Origin of the sequence: Oryzomonas rubra (genome assembly GCF_008369015.1) — a bacterium.
Classification (GTDB): Bacteria; Desulfobacterota; Desulfuromonadia; order Geobacterales; family Pseudopelobacteraceae; genus Oryzomonas; species Oryzomonas japonica.
The window spans coordinates 249,952-274,208 of record NZ_SRSD01000003.1 but is presented as its reverse complement, the minus strand read 5'-3'; the positions used below and the strand labels follow the sequence as shown (position 1 = coordinate 274,208).

The following is a 24,257-nucleotide window of genomic DNA, read 5'->3' as shown; positions in this document are numbered from 1 at the left end:
GGGGAAACGCCGATATAGGGAAGACAAGCAGAACGGGCGGCCCTGGAGCCGCCCGTTCTGCTTTACGGAAGGACTATTTTCCCGATAATTCTTTTGAACGTTGGCTGGCGCTGTCCACGGCGTCCATGATAAGACCCCGGAAACGGCCGTTTTCCAAGGTGTGCAGGCCCGCGATGGTGGTCCCGCCGGGGGATGTCACCTTTTCCCGCAGCAGTGCCGGGTGCTCGCCGGTTTCCGCTGCCATACGGGCGGATCCGACCACGGTCTGCACCGCCAACTGGGCGGCAACGTCTCGCGGCAAGCCGTTTTTTACCCCAGCATCGGCTAAGGCCTCTATAAAGGCAAAGACATAGCCCGGGCCGCTGCCGGACAGTCCGGTTACCGCATCCATCTGCTTTTCCGCGAGGGTGACGACCGTGCCGACCCGGGAGAAAATCTCACGGGCAATCTCCAGATCCTGCTGCGTGGCTTTTCGGCCGGGACAGATGGCCGTGGCTGCTGCCTGGATCAGGGCCGGGGTGTTGGGCATCACCCGCACGACCCGTGCGCCGTTGTTGAAGCTTTCCTCGATAAAGCCGGTCGAAATGCCGGCCATGATGGAGATGATCAGTTTGTCCGGCGAGATGACCTGTTCCAGTCCGGCCAGGACACTGGCCGCCACCTGAGGTTTTACGGCCAGGAGGAGGATGTCGGCCCGGCGGGCAATGTCAAGATTTTCTTCGTGGAGTTCCACGCCGTAGGTGCTGGTGAGGAACTCCCTGCGGAACGGGGTGGGCTCGGCCACCATGATGGCGGCCGGCGAAAAGCCTCCGGCCAGGAGACCCTTGATGATCGCCTCGGCCATGTTGCCGCCGCCAATGAATCCGATAGTCTTTCCGTCAAGCATGGATTTCTCCTTTGTACGGTGAATCGTGAATGGTTTGTATTCGATTTTACTATTCACCTTTCACTTTTCACGGCCTGTTATTGCGCTCCGCCACTTTTGGTGATCATCATCACCCCGACGCAGACCAGTACGGTGCCGGCCCAACGCAGGGGCGTCACGGTTTCATGCAGGAAATACTGGGAAAGGAACGCCACCAGCACATAGTTGAGGGCCTGCATGGGGAGTGCCACCGACAAATCCTCCCAGGAAAGGACCGCCAACCAGAGGAAGAAAAAAATGGCCAGCATGACGGTGCCCATCATGAGCTTGGGGGTGGTCAGCGCCCTGAACGCGGTATCCATGATACCCCGCAGGTTCATGGCCGATATGTCCCCCATCTCCTTCATCCCCTTGGCCAGCAGGATATCGCCCACGGTTCCGGCGCTTACCGCCATGAACATGATAATCACGGTCTTAAACATACGGTTTCCTGTCTCCCCGATAATTGGTCAATTCAATTTCTAAAGCAGCAAGTTTCTGTCTGACCCGCTGGCTGGTGATGGCTGCCAGTTCGTCTTCATGGTGGTAATCCGGCATACGTCGGGTGATCTCGCTGTCCGGCAGGATGCCGGGATGGAAGTATATCTCCGTCAGCCCCTCGTTCAGTCCGTTCAGGATGTTGAGGAGGTACTCCTCGCTCATCCGTCCGGAGTTGAGCACCCCTTTGACCTCTCCCGCATGGCGGATACCCAGCCGTTTCAGCGCCGGCAGGGCCTGGGAGGAGAGTGCCCCGAAAATGACCCGCTCCAAGGCCTTTCCTGCGATGCGCTCACGGTTGAAGGTCAGGTTGTGCATGAGGCGCTCCCGCGAGAGGCGGAGGCTGGTGATACCGTAGCGGGGCATCAACTCCCGGAGGAACGCGAATACCGTGGGGTGCAGGTGGATATTGAGGTGGCCGTCGATATGGGTCACGGGGATACCGGCGTCCTTCACCCGCCCGATCTGGGCCTCAATCTCCCGTCGCAACTGTTTGTACAGCCCCTTGTCGAAGAAATAGCGCATGCCGGCGGCCACGGGGTTGTCCCTGAAGGCGCCCGCCTCATCCACCAAGCCGGGGATTTCATTCGGCGGCAGCACGGCCGAGCCCTGAACCAGGGTCAGGTGCAGGCCCACCTGCAGGCCGGGGTTGCGGCGGGCGATCCCCACCGCTTCGTCGAACGCCGCCGCCCCGGGCATGATCGAGGCACAGGTCAGGATGCCGTCGCGCCAGGCCTTCTCCACGGCGGCGTTGACGCCGGGGGAGAGGCCGAAGTCGTCGGAGGTGATGATGAGCTGTTTCATGCCGGTGTGGTCTGCTTCAGGACGCCGTCTGTTTGCGCTTGCGCATGTAGTCAAGGTACTGTTTGCCTTCCTTGAGCAGCTTTCTGCGTTCCTCGCCGTTGACGATCATCTTGCCGATGCTGCGCAGGATGTATTTCGGCCGGAAGTAGAACTTGTTGTAGAACTCTTCCACCGCCTTGAAGATCTCGGCGTTGGAGAGGTGGGGGTAGTTGATGACGCACATCTGGTGCCCGGTGTCGTCGATGTAGGCGTCCGAGGCGATCCAGCCTTCCCGCTTGCACTGTTCGAAGAACTCGGTGCCGGGGTAGGGGGAGGCCAGAGAAACCTGGATCGATTCCAGGTCCAGCATCTTGGCGTAGGCGATGGTTTCCTGAATGGTCTCCTTCGTTTCGCCCGGCAGCCCCATAATAAAGGCGCCATGGATGGTGATCCCCAGTTTTTTGCAATCCTTGACGAACTGGATGGCCTGCTCCTTGGTGACCCCCTTCTTGATATTCTTGAGGATCTGGGCGTTGCCGCTCTCGAAACCGACGATGACGTGATGCAGGCCGGCGTCGCGCATGACCTTGAGGGTCTCGTAGTCGCAGTTGGCGCGGGCATTGATCACCCATGAGACGCCCAGGGGCTTGATCAGTTCGGCTACGGCGCGGGCGTGTTTCTTGTCCGCCGAGAAGGTGTCGTCGTCAAAGGAGATGTCCCGAACCTCGGGGAGGTTCTCCTTGATCCATTTGACCTCCTCAAAGACGCTCTGGGGGGAGCGGGTGCGCATCTTCTGGCCGGAATAGGTCTGGGGCCAGAGGCAGAAGGTACATTTGGCCGGGCAGCCCCGGCTGGTGTAGATCGCCACGTACGGGCTCTTGAAGTGTGGAATGACGTATTCCTTGATCGGCAGGTCGCGCTTGTAGATCGGCGCCACGAACGGCAGCGCGTCCAGATCGGTCAGAATCGGCCGGTCCGGGGTATTCACCGCCGTGCCGTCGCGCAGGAAGCTGATCCCCTCCACGCTCTCCCACTCCCGCCCCTCGCACAGCTCCTTGACGGCGTAATCGAACTCGCCGCGGCAGACGATGTCAATGACGCCTGCGCCGGCCTTGAGGGATTCCTCCGGCAAGATGGTGACGTGCGGGCCGGTCAGGACCGTGACGGTTGCCGGCTTCTGGGCTTTGATACGGCGTGCGGTCTCGATATCGATCTTCAGGGTCGGCGTGGAGGTGTACATCACCACCAGGTCGTAATCCTTGGCAATAGCCAGGCACTCCTCGATGGAGAGGCGCTGCACCGGTGCGTCGACGACGCGGCTCCCCTCGATCATCCCGGCCGGATAACAGAGCCAGGTGGGGTACCAGAATGAGGTCACCTCGCGTGATGCCTGGTAGCGGGCGCCGGCGCCGCCGTCAAAGTCCTCGAAGGTAGGGGGATTTAAAAAGAGTGGTTTCATTTCAACTCCTTACAGCTATTGTAAAAGTATAAACTTACAGATATTCGCCGATTAAGTCAAGGCATACCATTGTCGTAGCGGCAAAACGGAAGAGGGGCGGCCGCTTTGACCACCCCTCTTCCGGAAACCGAACGGGTGTTGCCCGCTATTTTTTCGGCTGTTCGGCGTCGGCGGCAAACGAAAGGCCGAAGGCCAAGAGCAACGAAACAACGGTCATGGCTGTTTTGAATAGGGCCTTCTTTCATGGGATACTCCAAAAGTGGTCACATTGACTCCTTCTAACGGTTCCGTTCAGGCCTGTCAACCGGGCTCGCCGGCCAGGAACGCCCGGATCAGGTTAGAAGTCCTTTCGGGTCGCTCCTCGTGGGGATTATGGCCGCAGTCGGCGATGATGGTGAGCCGGGAACCGGCTATCTCCTGATGCAGTTTGTGCCCCTGCCACGGTTTGACGACCCGGTCGTGCTCTCCCCACAGGATCTGGACCGGAATGGCGAGGCCGGCATATCGGCAGGTCATCTGTTCCGCATCATCCGGTATCATCTGCCGTACGGTTTCCGCCAGGGCATGAGCCGCCACCAGTCCTCCATACCCGGCGGCGTAGCGTTCGACGAGCCGTTCCGTAATCCGTTCGTGCCGGTAAAAGACCGATTCAAGCCCCTTGCGGGCGAGCCGGCGGGGGGACAGGAATGCCATGAACAGCGGGCCGAGAAACGGGATGCGCAGGATACGCATGAAACGGGGAAACGCCTGGGGGAAACCGGGAGAATCGATCAGGACCAGGCGGGAGATCTGCGGGCAGTCCAAGGCTGCGGACATCCCCACCAACCCGCCGAAGGAGTGGCCTACCACACTCACACTGTTCAAGGCGCGGGAACGGATATATGCACAGACGATACGGGCGTTGTGCCGGGTCGAATAATCGCCCCGGCACTGTTTCAACGATCCGCCGTGCCCCTTGAGGTCCAACAGGTGGAGGGTGTACTCGTCGGCCGGGAAAAACGGCGCGAGGTCGTCCCAGGTATGCAGCGAAGCGGCGAAGCCGTGCAGGAACAGGATGTGGCGACGGCCGCTTCCGACCACACGGTAATGGATGCCGTCGCCGGAGAAAGGGTGGAAATATCCCTCCCCGGCCTCTAGTGTCTGGTCAGCCATGTCCCCAGATTGGCCGCCAGTTTCCGGTTGTTGTCATCCAGAAAACGGTTCTGGAAGATGGCGTCGTCCCCGAAGACCGTAAACTCGCCTTTTCCCTGGGACCCCATGACAATGACCGCGAAGGCGCCCACGGCGTCCCCCTTGGACAGGACCTTGTCGCCGTTCAGGTCAACCCAGGCCTCGGGCGAGGTGCGGGCGATGGCGCTGGATGACGTGCCGGGCCTGATGGCCCAGACGCCATAGGCCGAGAAGCTGCTGACACCCGAGAAGAGGGGATTGGGGGAAAGGTCGGTGACGCGGAAGTTCAAGTCGCTGTCGATGACGTTTTGGCGCTCATGCAGGACCGAGTTGGAAAAATCGATTCCCAGCCGGGCCAGCAGATTGCCCAGGGGAGGGGCTATGTGCAGCATGACGGCCAATCTCCCCCCGTTCTGCACAAAACGGGCAACCGCCTCGACCTCCTCCGGCTGGAGCGGTTTGAAGGCGCCGGATATGACCAGTCCGGCTGCGCCCTTGAGGCTCTCGTCGCTCAGGGGGGCTGTGGTCGTCGTGATGGTGGCCCCGGAGGCCCGCAGGGTGTCAGCCAGCTTTGAGAGTTGGAGTTCCCCCGGGTCGCCGGTCGTAAATCGCTGACCGTGCCCCTGGTCGAAAATGACGGTCGGGGGCACCACTGCGGCAAACGATGGTAAAGCGGTCAGAATCAGTGCGAATATGAGGCTAAGTGTGAGTGTTGTTTTGTTCATTCAGGGAATTCCTCCTATGAAACAAGACTTTGTAGGTCTTTTATAGGTCCTGGCCAATATTTTTGCAAGAATTTCTTTTCCTGACTCTGCCGGGTGTGGTAAGTGACATAGGAACGCATTGCTTTCGTTCGATCAGGTGACAAATCACATGAAAAGGAGATTATGGATGGACGCCAAGAAACCCGAGATCACCTTCAAGTATATCTTTAACTACGGATACAACCCAACCTATGTCAATGGTGCCCAGGGGGGCTTCTCGCCCCGCGGCGAAATGGTGATACACTTTTATCTGGAGCGTCAGCCCCTACCCGAGTCGATCAGCCACGAGATTACCCCCGAAGGCGCCATCGGCCGGGAAGTCGCCGTTGAGCCCGAGGGGCTGAGCAGCAGCATGGTGCGTTTCATCGATACCGGTGTGACGATGAGCTATGAAAACGCCCGCGTCTTCCACGCCTGGCTGGGGGACAAGCTGAAAGAGATGGAGGAACTGCATAAGCTGCGCAACGCGTTTGAGAGCACTCCCACCGGCGGACAGGCTTAGTGTGTCCTGATGCGGCGAGCCGAACGCACGGAAGACAGGAGACGAAAGTGGGAGCGGGCAATGAATAAACCGGCGAGTGTCGTTTTCCTGATGGTGATGCTGGCGCTCTGCGCAGGGCTGGTGGTGATGCCTCGCTCTGTATCGGCTTTTCCGATGCCGGAGCGTTTGGAGTTCGAGATTTCCTACACCGGCATCCCGGCTGGCCGGGCGGTGCAGGAGGTAACCCTCGAAGGCAACGAGGTGCATATCGTATCCACCGCCAAATCCGCCGACTGGCTGAGGGTCTTTTTCCCGGTGGAAGACCGGATAGAATCGGTGCTGATTTCTGGTTCGCCGCCCCTCTATATCGGGGTCCCCCGGTTGTATCGCGAACGTATCCGCGAGGGGTGGACCCGCTTCCAGAAGGATGCGGTCTTCGACCGCCGGAAGCTTGAGGTCCGCACCAAGGACCTGTTGAAGAACAGTGAAACAACCAAGAGCATCACGAGGCGGACCTACGACACCCTGTCCAGCTTTTTCTATTTTCGTTCCATCCCGCTCCAGGTGGGCACGTCCTACTATATCGATATATTCGATTGCAAAAAGCTTTGGAACACTGAAGTGCGGGTTCTGCGTCGGGAAGTGATCGAGACCCCCCTGGGGAGGTTCAAGACGGTGGTGATCAAGCCGCTGCTCAAGTCGGAGGGAATCTTTGCCCGCACCGGCGACATGTACATCTGGCTGACGGACGATGACCGTCGCATACCGGTACTGATGAAATCCAAGGTCAAGATCGGCAGCATCACCGCCACCCTGGTGGGCGGAAACTACTGGCCAAACAAGAAGTAGTTATGGATAAGGTGGCTTTTATTGGTTTTGCCGATTTCAATATGAGGAAACATTTTCCACAAGGAGCAGCAATCATGGGCATATTCGGAGGTACGAACAAACGGGAGATTGAAGCAAAGGACGCGGAAATCTCCAAACTGGAGCAGATGATGGACAATGTGGACAACATCGTCATGCTCTGCGATACGACGACCGATAACAAGATCTTCTATATGAACAGGAGGGCAAAGGAATTGCTCAGCCGGCACCGCAGCGAACTCAACGCCGGGTTGGGCGGGGCCGATGCGGGCAATGCCTTCGGCAATTCCATCCATCAGTACCACAAGGACCCGTCCCGTATCCGCCGCTTGTTCGGCAATCCCCGGACGGATTTGCCCCACACCGCCGAGATACCCATCGGCAGCGTCACCCTGCGGACGACGGCCTACCCTGTTTGGGATAGCCAGGATTCCTCCAAGGTCTTGTGCTATATGGCCTGCTGGAGCGACATCACGGCCGAGAAGGCGGTGGTGGAACATCAGCGCAGGGAGATCGAGCGCAAGAACTACCTGGAGTCCAGGGTCGAGCAGATCGCCACGGCTATGGAAGAGATGAGCATGACCGTCAACGAGGTGGCCCGCAACACGACCAATGCCTCGGATTCGGCCGCCAACGTCGCCGCAAATGCCTACGATGGGCAGAAGATCGTCAACCAGGCTGTCAGGGAGATGCAGAAGGTAGCCGAGATCGTCCGCAGTTCGGCCGCCATCGTCGGCGACCTGGGGGCGAAATCGGAAAAGATCAGCGAGTTTGTCACGGTGATCAATGAAATAGCCGAGCAGACCAATCTGCTGGCCCTCAACGCAGCCATCGAAGCGGCCCGCGCCGGTGAACAAGGCCGCGGGTTCGCCGTCGTCGCCGACGAGGTCCGCCGCCTGGCGGATCGCACCATGGCATCGACCAAGAAGATCGGCGCCATGGTCGCGGAGATTCAGACCGGAGCCGCCGAGGCGGTGGAGTCCATCGAAAAGGGGAAGAACGAGGCGGAAGGGAGTGAGCGTCTTTCCAAGCACGTGGAGGAATCCTTGAATGGGATCGTCATTTCCATCGATCAGATCAAGGACGTGATCTCCCAGATTGCCACCGCATCCGAGGAACAGGCTGCCACGGCAACGGTCATTGCCGGCAATCTCGAAGAAATTTCCCACGGGGGGTGATGCCGTCCCCCGGCACCCCGGCGCATCGCGGCCGCTCGGCAGAACAGAGCGCCGTTGTCGTGTTGGTTGGGAAGTGATCGCTAATATGGAAGAAGCACGAAGACGACGTACCTGATATACGAGATAAATACACGTATACAAGGGAAGGTCCGAAGGCCGCTTCTTTTGTTTATGAACTCCTCGGATAATCCCGGGGAGTTTCTGTTTCAGCGGTACTGTCAGGGGAAGGGTGCTGCGCGTATGGCACGGGAGGGATGGCCCGTTTGCGTCCTTGGAGAGGCCATCGAGATAATGCTTGTTTTTTTATTCTGTTACTAATATAGTAACAATATGTCGAACAACACGCAATTCTCCATAGCGGTGCATATCATGACCGGGCTTGGCTACAAGGATGGGGCGGACATGACCTCCAGCAGCCTGGCGAGGAGCGTTAATACGTGCCCCAGTTTTGTTCGGCGAGTTCTGTCTAAATTATCCAAGGCGGGGTTGGTTCATACGACCACCGGCAAGGCGGGGACTTGTACGCTGGCCAAAAAAGCGAGTGAGATATCGTTGTTTGATATTTACGAGGCGGTGGATGCGCCGAAGGCCTTTTCAATCCATGGCTATGACGTCCAAAAACCATGTCCCGTGAGTTGCAATATCAAGGCTGCCCTGGAGAGGGTCTTGGAAAAGACGCAACTGTCGGTTGAGGATAGTTTGAAGAGTATTACGCTTGAAGAGGTCGTTTCAGATGTTAAGAGTGTGTGATGCTTTTTGGCATAAATTGTAACGTTAAAGGTAACAATTTTGGAAAATTCACTATGCCTTGGTGTGTCGCAACGAGCCTTCCCCTCTTCGCGGTGGCCAGTGGTCACCGGTGGAGGTAAGCTGGGAATTAAGCCTGCAGGCTTGATTCCAAATCCGAGAGAAAGGAGGAACAGCCATGTTTACCGAACGTTTCAGGATTCGCCCCGTATCGCATTGTAAAGAAGGTTGCATACGCTAGCCTGCCGCTCTCCGCGGCAGGCGCTTTCCGATCCCCCTGCCGTTCCTGCGGCAGGGGGATCTTTCGTTCGGCAACGGGCACCACGTTTCAGTTGGAGGGTGTCTCTGATGAGTGCTCTCCTCGTGACCGCTACTTCACAATCGGTCTGCCCAACTCCTTGGCCGCGTTCTCCACGGTCCCCAGATTGATGATGTCCTCATAGCCCGCCTTTTTCAGCACATCGAAGGCAAGGGCGGTTCTTCGACCGGTGCGGCAATAGAGATAGATTCTGGTCCTTTTATCCCCTGTCACCGTACCGATATCTTTCCCGATCCGCTCATGGGGGATCAGCCGCGCCCCTTCCACATGCCCCGTATTCCATTCCGCTTCGGTCCTGACGTCGATAACCACGGATTCCTTGCCGGCACCAAAGGCTGTTGCGACGTAAAACGCCAGCACGAACGCCAGGTACAGAAACATGGTTTTTGCCATTTTCATTGTACTATTCACCTCCTGAATCTGTTCTGATAGTCGTTTGCACCCTGTAAACCACTGTAGCCACAAAAGACCGAATAATTCAATAGGCTCAGGAAAACGTTAAACAGGGCTCTATCCAGACGGCAAATGGAGTATACTCTAACCATGAATGAATGTCGGTGAGGAGTTCAGCCATGACAATCGAAATGAGAAAAGCGCGGGCAAAGATACTGAAACGGATATTGAATGCCCTGACGGTAGAGATCAGTGAACTCAAGGCGCGGGGAGAATCTGACACCGAAGAGCTTGATCTCGCTCGGAACGCGATCACGAAATTCTGCGACAAGCTGTGGCCCCTGACCTTGGATACCGTCAAGATCAGGCACGCCCACTACGGCGCCAGGGGGCATCACCACCATGGGCACCCCATGATGCGCGCGGCGTGATTGGGTGGCCATGGTGACAGAAGGTGAACTGCGTCTGGTAATCTGCGGAGGCGGATCTTGAGCGTCTGGGCCGCCAAGTCGGTGAGAATAGTGCCGGTGACGCTGCTCATGGCCGAGAATTGTGCGCTGGGCTTCCCTAGGCCGATAAAACTTCCATCGGATCACCGGGCATCCGACTTTTCCTCTCCTCTCCCCGAATAGATGGCCGTCTATTCTCCATACTCCCTGAACGTATCCGCAAAATCAATGACGCACATGCCTCCAAAACCCGGATGAGGGCCGCAGGCGACCCCGGCGGTCCTGAAAACCGCGCTGAAGGTGTTCTTGCGATGCCCCCGGTCCGGTACCCCGTCGTCGATGATCAATTGCATGACCATGTTCCGGGCCTCTGTGGGGCCATAGCCGATATTCTCGGCGATCTGCCGGTTCCATTTCCCGTGCCGGTCGATCCGCTCTCGCATGCCGTGACTCTCCAAGCCGGTGTGGCCCGTGGCGCCGGAGCGTCCCTGCTCCTCCGCCAGTTCGGTCGCTGCCGCTGCCAACCCGTCCGACCAGGTAAGGGGCGGCTGGGGCTTCTGGCGGGAGAGGTACCGGATGGCCTCATCCACGGCCTTAACCCCTTCACGGGTCTGCATGCGCGTGTCGCTGCCCGGCAGCAGGAAATAGGTGCCCCGGAACCGGTTGCGGAATTCCCGCAGAAAGGTGGCATAGGTGCGCGGTGCGGTGCGGGCCAGGTTGATCTCTCCCAGGACCTGCACGGCCAGGTTGTGATCCAGGGCAGCGGCAGGTGGGGCCAGCGCCAGAAGCAGAAAGATGGCAGAACAAAGAAGTCTCATGTTTCGAAACCGCCGGTAAATATCATAGTGCTTTGGCTCAAATTATACTTCATCAAAAGAAAATAAACCCAAAAAACAAAAGATTATAGAGAACGGGTCTTCATGCCGTTGTGTCCCCTTATTCGGAAAATGTAGCAGTTATAGCTGCGTAGGCTTGGGAACAAGATGCTGATTTAATTTACATAAACGACAAAAGTTGCAGACGTCTGCAGGATGTTTTAATTACCGTGTGGCGAGCGTACTGATGGGTTTTGCTACGAGTGGCTATTTTCAGGGGAGGAGGTCCTTTTGCGGACCGCTGGCAGGGGGAATTCTGGCCGAGGGTAGCTCAGCAAACAGGGTCAACCTATTTGCTGAGATAGTCCCCCAGCAGATCCCGGCTGTGTTCGTCCTCGTGGCAGTGGGCGCACAGGTTTTCCCAGTTGCTGCCGTCGGCAGGGTTGTTGTTGTGGTTGCCGTCCTTGTGGTGGACGGTCAGCAGGTGCAGGTTGGACTGGTCGAATTCCCGGCCGCATTTGGCGCAGATCGGGCCGTGGATCTTCAAGGACTTTGTCCGGTAGTTGGCGCTGCCCTCCGTTTGCCGCCGCATGGCCTCTATGCGGGCCGCGGCTTCGGCGGCCGAGGGGAGTTTGACCGTGACCGGTCGTTTTGGGGGTGTCATGGTGAAATTCCTTTCTCAAAAAATGTTTCGGCAACGGCTGGGCAAAAAGCTCCAGATGCAAGGCGTGCGGCCCCTGAAGCATGAGGCGTGCCCCTTGGTACGCCGCAGACGGGCTTATTGCACGGCCGTTCACCCGTTCAGCAGCTTGACCGTGGCCCTGCCGTCGACATAGTAATCGATGATGTTCAGGCAACCGTAGTTCTGCTCAATGTTGAACATCCCGGCCAAGGGTGCGCCGATGGCGTTCAAGAGCACGATACGGTTGACCCCGCCGTGCCCCACCACCAGTATCTCCTGCCCCTTGTGGCGCTCCACGATCTCCCCGATGACCGGCATGACCCGCGCCTCAACATCCAGCAGGTTCTCGCCCCGGGGCACCCGGTAGTTGACCAGATCGTTCAGCCGCGCCTGCCATTCCATGGGCCAGCGCTGGGCGATCTCCTTCCAGGTCAGGCCTTCCCAGACGCCGATGTTCAGCTCCCGTAACTCCGGCCTCTTCACCGGTTCGATGCCGAACTGGCCGCAGATGATATCCGCGCCGATGGCGCAGCGCGACAGGTCGCTGGTGTAGCAGGCCGAGAGCGGTTTTCCGGCCAGGCGCTCCTTGAGAACATGGTACTGCTCCAGGCCGACATCGGTCAAGCCCACGTCGGTTTGGCCGTTGTAACGGGGCTGGTCGTGCCCTTCCACCTGGCCGTGGCGAATGAGGTAGATGCGGGTTGCCGGGGTCATGTCTGTATGGTTCCTTTCAAAGGTAGTCTGGGAGGATCAGGAAAACCTGATGGAGATGACCACCAGGGCCGCGATTTCGGCCAGTTCGCTGATGCAGCCCAGCACGTCGCCAGTCAGGCCGTCCAGCCGGCGCTGGAAGTAGCAGCGCAGCGCCACGGTCAACAGGATGACGGCGACGTAGGCGGAGAGGCCGGTAAGGGGCGGCAGGACAAATGCCGCTGCCAGGGTCAGGGCCAGGGCGGCAATCAGCCGCGCATTGCCGGTGCCCTGGATAAAGACCGCGCCCAGCCCCTCCTTGCGGGCATGGCGGGCGCCGGTCATGGCGAGGACCTGGGCGCAGCGGGCCAGGGCCGGAAAGAACAGCAGGGCCTGCATCTTGATGCCGGCCGGCACCGCCAGCAAGGCCTGCCATTTCAGGAGCAGGTCGAGGACGATGCCGACGACGCCGACTGCGCCGACCCGGGAATCCTTCATGACCTCCAGGAAGCGTTCCCTGCCGCCCCGGGCCGCGATGCCGTCGCAGACGTCGGCCAGGCCGTCCAGGTGCAGGGCTCCGGTCACGGCGGCCAGGGCGGTAACCAGCAGCGCGTCGGTCAGCGGCCGGGCCAGCCAGGGGGTGATCAGCCAGTTGAGCCCGGCCAGCAGGGCGCCGATGGTCAGCCCCACCAGGGGGAAGACCGCCGTGGAACGCCCCAGGTCCCGGGCCTCGCAATTCACCTTGAAAGGGAGTGGTATGATGGTCAGAAACTGGAAGGCGACAAGATAGGGTTTCATGGCGTTACTTCGACAGGAGAGGTGATGACCAGCTCCGCATAGCCGGTGGCGGCGTCGTGGCGGCGTGAGAAGCGCACGTCGGGCAGGATCGCTAGAACGATCTCTGCCGTTGTCAGGACGATGCAGCCGTCCAGCAGGTGCCCGCCCAGCACGCGGCCGATGCTGTCGGCAAAGGCGATGTGCAGGTGCGGGCCTTGGGGGGAGAGGGTGCCGGAGAGGGAAACGATCTCCAGCGGCCCCTCGATGATGGTGCCGCCGCCGTTGCCGGCCAGCCGCAGGGCTGCCCGGCTCAGGCAGCCCGCGCAGCTGAGCACGCAGGCTGCCGGCAGTTCCCGATCCAGGAGCAGGCGGGATAAGGAGTTGCGAATGTCATCCCCCGGCTGTAGCCGTAACGACAGCGATGTAATGGAACTGTACACGGTGTCTCTTTTCCTGCCGATGTGATCGTCAGATCTTATCCTGTTTCAGGTCATCTGCAAAGAGCTTTCCTGCGCCCCGGGAGGCACAGAAGTTGCCGCACATGGTGCAGGTGGCGCTGTCCTCGGGTATCCTGCTGGCGCGGATGGCCCGGGCGTCCTCGGGATAGAGGGCCAGCTGGAACTGCTTTTCCCAGTCCAGGTCGCGGCGGGCCTTGGACATCTCCTTGTCCCGTTCCCGCATCCTGTCCGGATATTTATTCATGTCTCCGATATAGGCGGCGATCTTGGCGGCCTTGACCCCCTGGCGAACGTCATCTTCGTTGGGCAGGGCCAGGTGCTCGGCCGGGGTGATGTAGCAGATCAGGTCGGCGCCGAAGCGGGCCGACTGGGCCGCGCCGATGGCCGAGGTGATGTGGTCGAAGCCGGGTGCCACGTCGGTGGTGATCGGCCCCAGCATGTAGTAGGGCGCACCGCCGCTCATGCGCTTTTGCAGTTTGATGTTCCCCTCGATTTCGTCCAGGGGGACATGCCCCGGTCCCTCCACCAGCATCTGGCACCCCATGTCGCGCCCCAGTTCGGCCAGTTCGCAGTTGATGACCAGTTCCTGGATCTGGGCCCGGTCGCTGGAGTCATGGATGGCCCCGGCCCTGAGGCCGTTCCCCAGGGAGAGTACGGTGTCGTATTTTTTCAGGATCGCCACCACCCGGTCGAACTGCTCGTAGAGCGGGTTTTCCCGATTGTTGGCCAGCATCCAGGCCACCATGGAGACCCCACCTTTGGAAACCAGGCCGCCGTAACGGTATCCCTGCTTTCTGAGGCGTTCGATGGTGGAGAGGTTGATGCCGCAGTGCACCGCCATGAAGGCCATGCCGTCGGCGCATTGCCGCTCGATCAGGTCGAAAAGCTCTTCGGGGTCGAGCCGGTTCGGGTCACCGTATTTGCGGGCCGCCTCGCAGAAGGCCTGATAAAGCGGTACGTTGCCCACAGGGAGGTCAACGCAGGCGATCACCTCGCGCCGTACCCGGTCCAGGTCGCCCCCTACGGAGAGTTCCATCAGGGTATCGGCCCCGCTTTCCAGGGCGGCACGCGCCTTGGCCACCTCGGCCTCGTAGTCGATGATGTCCGAGGAGGTGCCGATGGAGGCGTTGACCTTGGTGCGCAGGCCAAAGCCGATACCGGTTGCCTTGGGCTTGCGGCCGTGGTTCCAGGGGATGACGATCCGCCCCTCGGCCACCGTGTTGCGCACGAACTCCGCCGACAGCGCCTCGTCTGCCGCCACTGCCGCCATCTGGGGGGTGATGATGCCCTCGCGGGCTGCTTCTATCTGAGTTTTCATGGTGGAATGATCCCCTTGTCCGGTTATAGTTGTTCCGCTACCCCAGCCTGCTCGAAGGTGGCCATCTCTTTCAAGACCTTTACCCCAGCCTCGATCAGGCCCATGGCCAGGGCGGCGCCGGTGCCTTCTCCCAGGCGCATGTTCAGGTCCAGGATCGGCGTGGCGCCGATCCGTTCCAGCATGAAACGGTGGCCGATTTCCACCGACGCATGGGCGGCAAAGATATAGTCGCGCACATTAGGGTGCATTTCCGAGGCGATCAATGCCCCGGCGGTGGAGATAAAGCCGTCCACCACCACCGGGATGCCGTTGGCCGCGCATCCCAACACCAGGCCGGCAATGGCGGCGATCTCAAGTCCCCCCACCTTGGTCAGTACGTCCAGAGGGTCCTTTGGGTCGGGGCGGTTGAGGGCCAGCCCCTGTTCGATGACGCGGATCTTGTTCGCCAGGGCGGCGTCGTTGATGCCGGTGCCCCGGTGGGTCAGGTCCTTGACCGAAATGCCGGAGATGGCGGCGATGATGGCCGAGGAGGGGGTCGTATTGCCGATGCCCAATTCCCCTGTTCCCGCCATGGCCACCCCTTCCGCCTTGCACTGGTCGGCCTGGTCGATGCCGACCTTCAGGGCCGCCAGAGCCTGGTCGCGGGTCATGGCCGGTCCCTTGGCGAAGTTTTTGGTGCCGCGGGCCACCTTGCGGTCGATCAGGCCAAGGGCCCCGTTGAAGTCATAGTCCATCCCCACATCCACCAGCCGTACCTCGACCCCGGCATGGCGGGCCAGCACGTTGACTCCGGCGCCGCCGGCCAGCATGTTGAAGGCCATCTGGGGCGTGACCTCTTTCGGGAAGGCCGAAACCCCCTCGTCGGTCACGCCATGGTCGCCGGCAAAGGTGAAGATGACCTTCTTGGTGGTGTCGGGATTCATGGTGCCGCTGATGGCGGCGACACGGCGCCCGAATTCCTCCAGTCTGCCCAGGGAGCCCAGGGGTTTGGTCTTGTTGTCCAGCTTGGCCTGAGCCTGTTGCAGCAGTTCGGCGTTGACCGGCTTGATGCGTTCCAGCGTGGTCTCTACGATATTCATTGGTAATCTCCTTTTCGTGAGTTTTCTTCTCTAAATGTCTGATTTATTTCAACTTGATCGGTATTCCACTGATGGCCACATACACCTCGTCCGCCATGGCCGCCAGGAGTTGGTTGGTTTGGCCGGCGATGTCGCGGAAACGGCGCGCCAGGCGGTTTTCCGGCACGATCCCTTGGCCCACCTCGTTGGACACCACAATGACCGGGGTCCGCATCTCACGCAGGGTGGCCGTCAGGCGGCGCACATCCTCCATGATGCACGCCTCGGCGTCTTCGTCCCGCTCTTCGTAGTGAAAGAGCAGGTTGGAGAGCCACAGGGTTATGCAGTCCACTAAAACCGCCTTGCCGGTGCCGTCGCAACGGGCCAAGGCATGGGACAGATGCAGAGGCTCCTCAATGGTCTGCCAGGCATCGCCCCGGCGCTGACGGTGTCTTTTGACCCGTTCCGTCATCTCGTCGTCCAGTGCCTGGGCCGTTGCCAGATAGCAGAGCGGCGCGCCGAATTGTTGGGCCAGTTCCTCGGCGAAACGGCTCTTGCCGCTTCGCGCCCCGCCGGTAATGAAGATAGTTTTTGCCATGCGTTCCTCCAACAAAAAAGCCCCTGCCACAGTTAACACGTGGGCAGGGGCTCGAAAATACCTGGATGAATATGCTATCCGGCTCCGGCCCCTCGTTCCACGGAGGTCCCAAAAGCATCGGCATGGCAGGTTTCCTGGCTTGAGGATCATTCCTCTGCCGCGCCTTCCCAGGTTTCCCCAGTGGCGTTCTGCGGCATCGGTCCCCCCTTACAGTTGCGGGACAGCGAGGGAGTTGCACCCTCTTCCCTTTTAACCGCGCTGATCAAGAGCGCGGCACCAGACCGGTTGATAAACAGTTGCGGATTTTGTACCAGACGGCACACCAATTGTCAAAACGGAAAGTGACGGGCGGCATGCCGTCGTTACGCGTATTCCGGTAGTTGCCCGTATTTGCTGGCATATTTAATTCGCGTGGACCAGACGGTTGCCATAAAATTGAAAACGGAAAACTTGTCCCGATCGGGCGGGCGGATCGGATGATGAACCCGTTTCGGCAAATATAACGGTCTGTTGGGAAAAAAATTATCACACCCCTTGATTTTTACCCCCCTGTTGATTATATTCCCCTACGTTAGCACTCGGTCGTTGCGAGTGCTAATCTTGTCTATGATTTTACACCACCAACGGTAATAGAAAGGAGAAGGACACATGAGTTTGAGACCACTTCAGGACCGCATCCTCGTCAAGAGGGTAGAAGAAGAAACCAGGACGGCTGGGGGGCTCTTCATCCCTGAAACCGCTAAGGAAAAACCGCAGCGTGGCGAGATCGTGGCTGCCGGCAACGGCAAGAAGACCGAAGACGGCAAGGTTTTGCCGCTGGACGTGAAGGTAGGGGACAAAGTCCTGTTCGGCAAATATTCGGGCACCGAGATCAAGGTGGACGGTGAAGAGTTTTTGATTATGCGGGAAGAAGACATCCTGGCCATCGTAGAATAGAGCGACTTCGCCGAAGGTCCATCTGCGGCGTTGCGTTCGTCGCGGGACACTCAACGTACCTCCGGTACGCCTCGCGCCCCGCTCCTCGCGCGCCTTGCATCTGGAGCCTTTTGCTGTGCCGCAATAAGATCACACCATAAAAATTTCATACATGGAGGAATAAAACATGGCTGCAAAGATTATCAAGTTCGACCAGGACGGTCGTAACGCCATTCTGAAGGGTGTCAACACCCTGGCAGACGCCGTTAAGGTTACTCTCGGCCCCAAGGGTCGTAACGTCGTTATCGACAAATCCTTCGGCGCGCCGCTGATCACCAAGGACGGCGTGACGGTTGCCAAGGAAATCGAACTGGAAGACAAATTCGAAAACATGGGCGCCCAGTTGGTGAAGGAAGTCGCTTCCAAGACCTCCGATGTCGCCGGTGACGGCACCACCACCGCCACGGTTCTGGCCCAGGCCATCTACCGTCAGGGCTCCAAGCTGGTCGCTGCCGGCCACAACCCGATGGAAATCAAGCGCGGCATCGACAAGGCCGTGGAAACCATCGTGGATGAGCTGAAAAAGATCTCCAAACCGATCAAGGACCACAAGGAGATCGCCCAGGTCGGCACCATCTCCGCCAACAACGACAAGACCATCGGCGACATCATTGCCGAGGCCATGGAGAAGGTCGGCAAGGAAGGCGTCATCACCGTCGAGGAAGCCAAGGCCATGGAAACCAGCCTGGAGACCGTGGAAGGGATGCAGTTCGACCGCGGTTATCTCTCCCCCTACTTCGTTACCGATCCGGAGCGCATGGAAGCAACCCTTGAGAACGCCGTGATCCTGATCCACGACAAGAAGATCTCCAACATGAAGGACCTGCTCCCGGTTCTTGAGCAGACCGCCAAAACCGGCCGCCCGCTGCTGATCATCGCCGAGGACATCGAAGGCGAAGCGCTGGCTACCCTGGTGGTCAACAAGCTGCGCGGCGTGCTGAACGTCGCTGCCGTCAAGGCTCCCGGTTTCGGCGACCGCCGCAAGGCCATGCTGGAAGACCTGGCCATCCTGACCGGCGGCCAGGTGATCTCCGAAGAGGTCGGTTTCAGACTCGACCAGACCACCATCGAGATGCTGGGCCGCGCCAAGCGCATCACCATCGATAAGGACAACACCACCATCATCGATGGCGACGGCAAGGAAGAGGCCATCCAGGGTCGCGTCAAGATGATCCGCGCCCAGATCGAGGAAACCACCAGCGATTACGACCGCGAGAAGCTTCAGGAACGTCTGGCCAAGTTGGTGGGCGGCGTTGCCGTCATCAAGGTCGGTGCCGCTACGGAAGTCGAGATGAAAGAGAAAAAGGCCCGCGTGGAAGACGCACTGCACGCTACCCGCGCAGCCGTTGACGAGGGCATCGTCCCTGGCGGCGGCGTGGCTTACATCCGCGCTCTCAAGGTGCTGGACGGCCTCGAGCTGACAGCCGAGCAGCAGTTCGGCGTCAACGTGGTCAGGGCCTCCCTGGAAGCTCCGATCCGCCAGATCGCCGACAATGCCGGCATCGACGCCTCCATCGTGGTGGACAAGGTCAAGAACGGCAAGGATGCTTTCGGTTACGACGCCTCCTCCGACGAGTACGTTGACATGATCAAGACCGGCATCATCGACCCGACCAAGGTTTCCCGTTCGGCCCTACAGAACGCCTCTTCCATCGCCGGCCTGATGCTGACCACCGAGGCCCTCATCGCCGAGAAGCCGAAGGACGAATCCGCACTGCCTGCTATGCCGGGCGGCGGGATGGGTGGCATGGGCGGCATGGGCGGCATGTACTAAATCGGGTAACGCCGCTTTTACGCCAGCTCGGCGTTGCCTTCGTCAGTCACTCGTGCGGCGTAGCGCTGCTACGCCTCCTCGCTCTTCCTCGGCGCCTTGATCTGACGAAAAATCGACGTTCCTGCTACTGGTATGAAAAAACGCAAAAGGCCGGAGACACCATGTCTCCGGCCTTTTGCGTTTAAACTATTGCCTGGAAGGTGGTTACATCATATTATGGCGCCGCTGGCAGACTCTATTGGCTGAAAGAGGGGGAGAACATGGACCTGATCGGAAAAGCCCTGACCATGAGCCACCTGGTTGCCTATCAGGACGGCTCGGTGGTCAGCAAGACGTTGATCGACAAGACAATCGGAACGGTGACGCTGTTTTCCTTCGATGCCGGGCAGGGGCTTTCCGAACATACCGCCCCCTACGACGCCTTTGTGCAGGTGGTGGACGGCGAGGCCGAGGTGACCATCGAAGGGAGCCCCCAGACGGTAGGGGCCGGCCAGATGATCATCATGCCGGCCAACAAACCCCATGCACTCAAGGCGGTCAAGCCGTTCAAGATGCTGCTGGTGATGATCCGCGCGTAATCACATCCGCCACGCCGGTACGACGAATACGGAGGGGCTGCCGTGTGCCTCTGTCCTTGGTGCGGCCTCCGTTGTTGCGTGGCGGGAGAGAGAGAACAAAATGTCTGAAAAAACCGCTGTATTGCTGCTCCAAATGGGCGGCCCGGATTCCCTGGACGCCGTTGAACCGTTTCTCTGCAACCTGTTTTCGGACCGGGATATCATCCGTATCGGCCCGGCCTTCCTACAGCCGGTGATTGCGCGGATCATCTCCCACCGGCGCGCCAAGACGGTGGTCGAGTATTACCGGCGGATGGGGGGGAAGTCCCCCCTGCGTGAGCTGACCGAGCAGCAGGGCGCTGAGCTGGAAAAGGTTCTGGGGGAGGGGTACCGCTGCTTCGTGGCCATGCGCTACTGGAAGCCGGACACGATCGAGGCCCTGGCGGCCATCAAGCGGGAAGGCATCAGCCGGGTCGTGGCGCTGTCGCTCTACCCCCACTACTCCCGGGCCACCACCGGTTCCAGTTTCAACGAGTTGGAGCGGGTGCTGGCCCAGGCAAAGGTGCGCTTCGATCTGAGCTCTATCCGCCAGTTCTACGATCATCCCGGTTATATCGGGGCTCTGGTGGAGAAGGTCGAACAGGGGCTGGCCGGATTTGCCGACCGGAGCGCCGTGCAACTGGTTTTCTCGGCCCACGGCCTGCCCCGGTCGTTCATCGATTCCGGCGATCCCTACCTCGATCACATCCAGACCACGGTGCGGCTGGTGATGGAACATTTCGGTGGCATCCAGCACCATCTCGCCTTCCAGTCGCGGGCCGGCCCGGTCAAGTGGCTGGAGCCCTCCACCGAGAGCACGATCGGCGAACTGGCGAAGGCTGGCTGCAAGGATCTGTTGATGGTGCCGCTTTCGTTTGTCTCCGACCATATCGAGACCCTCTACGAAATCGATATCCAGTACCGGGAAGAGGCACAAAAACTGGGCATTGCGAACTTTCGGCGCAGCGAGTCCCTCAATAGCTCGCCCGCCTTTATCCAGTGTCTGGCCGATCTGGTGCGCTCTCTGGGGTAGCGGTCCGCTTTCGGATGATTTCCTGTTTGCCGAAGGATGTTGCACATAATTAGATGATAACAATTTTCAGGAGGTAGGTTTATGAAAGCATTCGTTTTAACTCTGACGGTCCTGGTGTTGGCTCTGGCCATCGGGAGTATGGCTCTCGCCGGCGACCCCATGGGCGGTATGAATGGCGGCTGCGCAAAGTGCGCCCAGAACGCCGGCCAGTCTGAGCAGTTCAGGAAATTTCAGCAGGACACCCTGGACTTGCGCCAGGAGATGATGAACAGGCGTTTCGATCTGCAGCGTGAAAACTTGAAGGGCGTCCCGGATGCCGCTAAGGTGGCGGCTTTGCAGGCCGATATCGCCGCGATCCAGGCCAGGATCAGTGCTCTGCGTGTCCAGAGCGGTCTTCCCGCGAGCGGAAAACGTGACGGCGAGTGCATCGCAATGGGTATGGGGTGCGGCAGGGCTATGAACCCAGGCTGCAACGGTAAGCCGTGCCCGAACCGGCCCTGAGGGAACTAGGTGCCGGGTATATATCTCAAGGGATCGTGCTGCGCATGCCGGCACTATCTCGCGAACAATCTTTAATCTATTATGTGAAGGAGAACCACAATGTTGAGAAAATCAGTAGTGGCCCTTATAGCTGTTTTCGTATTCACGGGTATCGCCTGTGCCGCCGGCACGGCGAAGAATCCGGTCGTCCAGATGGAGACCAGCCAGGGCACCATCAAACTGGAACTGTTTGAAAAGGAGGCGCCCATTAGCGTCAAGAATTTCCTCGGGTATGTCAACAAGGGGTTCTATAGCGGTACGATCTTTCATCGCGTCATCAACGGTTTCATGATCCAGGGGGGCGGCTTTACCACCGACTTCGTCCAGAAGCCGACCGTCAGTCCCATCAGGAACGAAGCGACCAATGGCCTGAAGAACGACCGGGGCACCATCGCCATGGCCCGCACCGGCATGCCGGACAGCGCCACTGCGCAATTCTTCATCAATGTGGTGGACAACAATATGCTGAACCGTCCCAGCCCGGACGGCTACGGCTATGCCGTCTTCGGCAAGGTCATTGAGGGGATGAATGTGGTGGATAAGATAAAGGCGGTCAGGACCGGATTCCACCACGGCATGGGGGATGTGCCCGAACAGCAGGTGGTGATCAAGTCCGTGAAGGTGCTGAAATAGGCTTTGCATCGGTACGTTGCCCAGCGTAACGCCCCGAGGGGCGAGGAGGGAACATGACGGTTCACTGGATTCGCACGATGATGGCGGCAATGGCACTGGTTTCGGTAATGGCCCATCAGCTGTGGGGCGCCGGCGGCGAAGCGGCGACGACCACCTCGACCATTGCCGAACAGACCGGCGTGGCGGTGACCATCTATAACTCCAGCCTCGGCCTGGTCAAGGACCTGCGCGTGCTGCACCTGCCCAAGGGCAGCAGCGAACTGCGTTTCATGGATGTGGCCACGGCCATCGTGCCGGCCAGCGTCCATATCCGCTCCCTCTCGGATGCGGCCAGCCTGAATGTCCTGGAACAGAACTACGAGTATGACCTGTTAAGCCCGCAGAAACTGCTGGACAAGTATGTGGGCAAGGAGGTCAAGCTCTACCAGAAAAACCCCTACAGCGAGCGGGAAGAGGTGGTGACCGCCACGCTCCTCTCCAACAACAACGGCCCGGTATTCAGGATCGGCAACGAGATCACCTACGGCCATCCGGGGCGGGTGATCTTCCCCCAGGTGCCGGACAGCCTGATCGCCAGCCCAACCCTGGTATGGCTCCTGGAGAACAGCCGTGAAAAGGCGCACACGGTGGAGGCCGCCTACCTGACCGGCGGCATCACCTGGCGCGCCGATTACGTCATGACCCTCAACGAACGGGACGACAAGGCCGATCTGGGGGGGTGGGTCACCATCGCCAACAACAGCGGGGCGACCTATCGCAATGCCGCCGTCAAGCTGGTGGCCGGGGATGTGAACCGGGTTCGCGACGAGGTGCAGCCGCGCTTGCGGGGCAAGGTTATGATGGCGGAGGCTGCCGCTCCGGCGCCCCAGTTCAGGGAGGAGGGGCTGCTGGAGTACCACATGTACACACTCCAGCGTCCCTCCACCATAAAGGACAACCAATCCAAGCAGATCAGCCTGTTTACCGTAGCCGACATACCGGTGCGCAAGGAGTTGCTCCTGTCCGGTGCCTCCTATTACTATCAGGGTGCCTACAGCGGCGATATCGCCAAGAAGCAGAAGATCGGCGTATATATCGAGCTGGAGAACCGGGAGAAGAACCGTCTGGGGATGCCGTTGCCCAAGGGAACCGTGCGTGTCTACAAAAAGGACGGCGACAAGTCGCTCCAGTTCGTGGGCGAGGATGCCATCGACCACACCCCCCGGGACGAAAAGGTGCGGATCAAGCTGGGGGATGCCTTCGACGTGGTGGCCGACAAGAAGCAGACCGACTGGAAGAAGCGCGCCAAGGACAGCTACGAGGCGGCCTACGAAATCTCCATCCGCAACCACAAGAAAGAGGCCGTCGTGGTGCGGGTGACGGAACCGGTCCCGGGCGACTGGCAGGTGCTGAACTCCACCCATGACTACGTCAAGGCCAATTCCGGGACCCTGGAGTACAAAATACCGGTACCGGCGGATGGTGAAGCGAAGCTGACCTATCGGGTGTTGATGCGCTACTAGGCGAATAGTTCGCCCCCCGGTTTTCCCAGAAAGCCGGGGGCTCCCACTCTACGGTGATCGACCGTGAACAAATTTTTCGCAACCTTCCTCGATGTTCTTTTTCCTCCGCTCTGTCACCTCTGCCGGGCGTTCATCCCCGATGCCGGCCCCTTGCACATCTGTCCGGCGTGCCGGGAACGGATGCCCGCCGTGGCCCATCCGCTCTGCCCGGTGTGCGGCATCCCCTTCCTGGGGGTGGGTGATGACCATGTGTGCGGCGCGTGCCGGCAGTCACAGCCCGATTTTACAGCCGCCAGGGCGGCGTTGCTCTATGAAGGTGAGTGCCGCGAACTGATCCATGCCTACAAATATCGCTATAAAACCCATCTGCGCCGCCCCCTTGCCCTGCTGACGGCCGCCCCTCTGCGGGATTTCGTCGCCGCATGCGCCTCGGAGCTGATCGTGCCGGTGCCGCTGCATGTCCGGCGGCTCAGGGAGCGCGGTTTCAACCAGGCCGTGTTGCTGGGCGAAATCTGGTCACGGGAATGGGGCGTCCCCTTGGAGCGCGGCGCCATGCGGCGCATCCGGTGGACCGAACCGCAGATCACCCTGACCGCGGCGCAACGACGCGACAATGTCAAAGGGGCCTTCGACGTCAGGGACGCCGGTGTCGTAAAGGGGCGGCGGGTGTTGCTGGTGGACGATGTCTACACCACCGGCAGCACCGTGAAGGAGTGTGCCCATGTGCTCAAGGCAGCCGGAGCCAGCGAGGTGGCGGTGGTGACGGTCGCCAGGGCCGTGGAAAGTTGAGCCGAAG

28 protein-coding genes and 1 riboswitch are annotated in these 24,257 nt (G+C 59.7%); of the genes, 13 read left to right on the top strand and 15 right to left on the bottom strand.

Features of this window, described 5'->3' with window-relative positions; genetic code table 11:
- Positions 1–73 precede the first annotated feature (73 nt).
- The 6 genes from proC to ET418_RS06335 all read right to left on the bottom strand — a co-directional run bounded on the left by proC (position 74) and on the right by ET418_RS06335 (position 5,539).
- Positions 74–886 carry a pyrroline-5-carboxylate reductase gene (gene proC / locus ET418_RS06360; protein WP_149306743.1) on the bottom strand — a complete coding sequence of 271 codons (813 nt, stop codon included), beginning with the start codon at positions 884–886 and terminating at the stop codon, positions 74–76.
- A 77-nt stretch (positions 887–963) separates the two neighbouring features.
- Complete coding sequence (locus ET418_RS06355; protein ID WP_149306742.1) at positions 964–1,347, bottom strand: EamA family transporter; 384 nt, start codon at positions 1,345–1,347, stop codon at positions 964–966.
- Positions 1,340–2,206 (bottom strand): hopanoid biosynthesis-associated protein HpnK, encoded by an 867-nt coding sequence (gene hpnK / locus ET418_RS06350; protein WP_149306741.1) that lies wholly within the window; start codon positions 2,204–2,206, stop codon positions 1,340–1,342. The genes ET418_RS06355 and hpnK overlap by 8 nt, the downstream gene beginning before the upstream one ends.
- A gap of 16 nt (positions 2,207–2,222) precedes the next feature.
- Positions 2,223–3,644: a hopanoid biosynthesis associated radical SAM protein HpnJ gene (gene hpnJ / locus ET418_RS06345; RefSeq protein ID WP_149306740.1), complete on the bottom strand. Its 1,422-nt coding sequence runs from the start codon at positions 3,642–3,644 to the stop codon at positions 2,223–2,225.
- A 300-nt stretch (positions 3,645–3,944) separates the two neighbouring features.
- Complete coding sequence (locus tag ET418_RS06340) at positions 3,945–4,796, bottom strand: alpha/beta fold hydrolase (protein ID WP_149306739.1); 852 nt, start codon at positions 4,794–4,796, stop codon at positions 3,945–3,947.
- The gene (locus ET418_RS06335) at positions 4,778–5,539 is read right to left on the bottom strand and encodes a DUF4350 domain-containing protein (protein ID WP_149306738.1); all 762 of its coding nucleotides are present in this window, start codon (positions 5,537–5,539) and stop codon (positions 4,778–4,780) included. The genes ET418_RS06340 and ET418_RS06335 overlap by 19 nt, the downstream gene beginning before the upstream one ends.
- Positions 5,540–5,705: 166 nt before the next feature.
- Here ET418_RS06335 and ET418_RS06330 point away from each other — a divergent pair, with 166 nt between their 5' ends.
- The 4 genes from ET418_RS06330 (at position 5,706) to ET418_RS06315 (ending at position 8,854) form a co-directional block, all read left to right on the top strand.
- On the top strand, positions 5,706–6,080 hold the full coding sequence (locus ET418_RS06330; RefSeq protein ID WP_149306737.1) for a hypothetical protein: 375 nt from the start codon (positions 5,706–5,708) through the stop codon (positions 6,078–6,080).
- Positions 6,081–6,140: 60 nt separating this feature from the next.
- Positions 6,141–6,908, top strand: coding sequence for a DUF3108 domain-containing protein (locus tag ET418_RS06325; RefSeq protein ID WP_149306736.1), 768 nt, complete (start codon positions 6,141–6,143; stop codon positions 6,906–6,908).
- A gap of 74 nt (positions 6,909–6,982) precedes the next feature.
- Entirely contained in the window at positions 6,983–8,104 is a 1,122-nt protein-coding gene (locus ET418_RS06320; RefSeq protein ID WP_149306735.1) for a methyl-accepting chemotaxis protein, read from the top strand.
- Between the two features lie 330 nt (positions 8,105–8,434).
- Positions 8,435–8,854, top strand: a complete 420-nt coding sequence (locus tag ET418_RS06315; RefSeq protein WP_149306734.1) for an Rrf2 family transcriptional regulator — start codon at positions 8,435–8,437, stop codon at positions 8,852–8,854.
- A 367-nt stretch (positions 8,855–9,221) separates the two neighbouring features.
- On the opposite strand, the gene ET418_RS06310 is transcribed toward ET418_RS06315, so the two are convergent.
- Positions 9,222–9,569 carry a rhodanese-like domain-containing protein gene (locus ET418_RS06310; protein ID WP_149306733.1) on the bottom strand — a complete coding sequence of 116 codons (348 nt, stop codon included), beginning with the start codon at positions 9,567–9,569 and terminating at the stop codon, positions 9,222–9,224.
- 173 nt (positions 9,570–9,742) lie between these two features.
- Here ET418_RS06310 and ET418_RS06305 point away from each other — a divergent pair, with 173 nt between their 5' ends.
- The gene (locus ET418_RS06305) at positions 9,743–9,994 is read left to right on the top strand and encodes a hypothetical protein (RefSeq protein WP_149306732.1); all 252 of its coding nucleotides are present in this window, start codon (positions 9,743–9,745) and stop codon (positions 9,992–9,994) included.
- A gap of 209 nt (positions 9,995–10,203) precedes the next feature.
- Here the strand turns inward: ET418_RS06305 and ET418_RS06300 are convergent, their stop codons facing one another.
- The 8 genes from ET418_RS06300 to cobU form a co-directional block, all read right to left on the bottom strand.
- Positions 10,204–10,830, bottom strand: coding sequence for a CAP domain-containing protein (locus ET418_RS06300; RefSeq protein WP_149306731.1), 627 nt, complete (start codon positions 10,828–10,830; stop codon positions 10,204–10,206).
- A gap of 346 nt (positions 10,831–11,176) precedes the next feature.
- On the bottom strand, positions 11,177–11,491 hold the full coding sequence (locus tag ET418_RS06295) for a YajD family HNH nuclease (RefSeq protein ID WP_149306730.1): 315 nt from the start codon (positions 11,489–11,491) through the stop codon (positions 11,177–11,179).
- Positions 11,492–11,620: 129 nt separating this feature from the next.
- On the bottom strand, positions 11,621–12,223 hold the full coding sequence (gene cobC / locus ET418_RS06290) for an alpha-ribazole phosphatase (RefSeq protein WP_149306729.1): 603 nt from the start codon (positions 12,221–12,223) through the stop codon (positions 11,621–11,623).
- 36 nt (positions 12,224–12,259) lie between these two features.
- Positions 12,260–12,997, bottom strand: coding sequence for an adenosylcobinamide-GDP ribazoletransferase (gene cobS / locus ET418_RS06285; protein ID WP_149306728.1), 738 nt, complete (start codon positions 12,995–12,997; stop codon positions 12,260–12,262).
- Positions 12,994–13,416, bottom strand: coding sequence for a PPC domain-containing DNA-binding protein (locus tag ET418_RS06280; protein WP_218043375.1), 423 nt, complete (start codon positions 13,414–13,416; stop codon positions 12,994–12,996). The genes cobS and ET418_RS06280 overlap by 4 nt, the downstream gene beginning before the upstream one ends.
- Positions 13,417–13,444: 28 nt before the next feature.
- Positions 13,445–14,752 carry a phosphomethylpyrimidine synthase ThiC gene (thiC, locus tag ET418_RS06275; protein ID WP_149306727.1) on the bottom strand — a complete coding sequence of 436 codons (1,308 nt, stop codon included), beginning with the start codon at positions 14,750–14,752 and terminating at the stop codon, positions 13,445–13,447.
- A 23-nt stretch (positions 14,753–14,775) separates the two neighbouring features.
- Positions 14,776–15,831 carry a nicotinate-nucleotide--dimethylbenzimidazole phosphoribosyltransferase gene (cobT, locus tag ET418_RS06270; protein WP_149306726.1) on the bottom strand — a complete coding sequence of 352 codons (1,056 nt, stop codon included), beginning with the start codon at positions 15,829–15,831 and terminating at the stop codon, positions 14,776–14,778.
- A gap of 43 nt (positions 15,832–15,874) precedes the next feature.
- Complete coding sequence (gene cobU, locus ET418_RS06265; protein ID WP_149306725.1) at positions 15,875–16,408, bottom strand: bifunctional adenosylcobinamide kinase/adenosylcobinamide-phosphate guanylyltransferase; 534 nt, start codon at positions 16,406–16,408, stop codon at positions 15,875–15,877.
- 107 nt (positions 16,409–16,515) lie between these two features.
- Positions 16,516–16,704, bottom strand: a riboswitch (cobalamin riboswitch).
- A gap of 352 nt (positions 16,705–17,056) precedes the next feature.
- Between cobU and groES the strand changes: the two genes are divergently transcribed.
- The 8 genes from groES (at position 17,057) to ET418_RS06225 (ending at position 24,250) form a co-directional block, all read left to right on the top strand.
- Entirely contained in the window at positions 17,057–17,344 is a 288-nt protein-coding gene (groES, locus tag ET418_RS06260; protein ID WP_149306724.1) for a co-chaperone GroES, read from the top strand.
- A gap of 166 nt (positions 17,345–17,510) precedes the next feature.
- The gene (groL, locus tag ET418_RS06255) at positions 17,511–19,157 is read left to right on the top strand and encodes a chaperonin GroEL (RefSeq protein ID WP_149306723.1); all 1,647 of its coding nucleotides are present in this window, start codon (positions 17,511–17,513) and stop codon (positions 19,155–19,157) included.
- A 260-nt stretch (positions 19,158–19,417) separates the two neighbouring features.
- Entirely contained in the window at positions 19,418–19,735 is a 318-nt protein-coding gene (locus ET418_RS06250; protein WP_149306722.1) for a cupin domain-containing protein, read from the top strand.
- A 100-nt stretch (positions 19,736–19,835) separates the two neighbouring features.
- Positions 19,836–20,786, top strand: coding sequence for a ferrochelatase (gene hemH, locus ET418_RS06245; protein WP_149306721.1), 951 nt, complete (start codon positions 19,836–19,838; stop codon positions 20,784–20,786).
- 81 nt (positions 20,787–20,867) lie between these two features.
- Positions 20,868–21,287 carry a hypothetical protein gene (locus ET418_RS06240; RefSeq protein ID WP_149306720.1) on the top strand — a complete coding sequence of 140 codons (420 nt, stop codon included), beginning with the start codon at positions 20,868–20,870 and terminating at the stop codon, positions 21,285–21,287.
- 99 nt (positions 21,288–21,386) lie between these two features.
- Entirely contained in the window at positions 21,387–21,959 is a 573-nt protein-coding gene (locus ET418_RS06235) for a peptidylprolyl isomerase (protein WP_149306719.1), read from the top strand.
- Positions 21,960–22,012: 53 nt separating this feature from the next.
- Positions 22,013–23,461: a DUF4139 domain-containing protein gene (locus tag ET418_RS06230; protein ID WP_246152966.1), complete on the top strand. Its 1,449-nt coding sequence runs from the start codon at positions 22,013–22,015 to the stop codon at positions 23,459–23,461.
- A 63-nt stretch (positions 23,462–23,524) separates the two neighbouring features.
- Positions 23,525–24,250 (top strand): ComF family protein, encoded by a 726-nt coding sequence (locus tag ET418_RS06225; RefSeq protein WP_149306718.1) that lies wholly within the window; start codon positions 23,525–23,527, stop codon positions 24,248–24,250.
- Positions 24,251–24,257 lie beyond the last annotated feature (7 nt).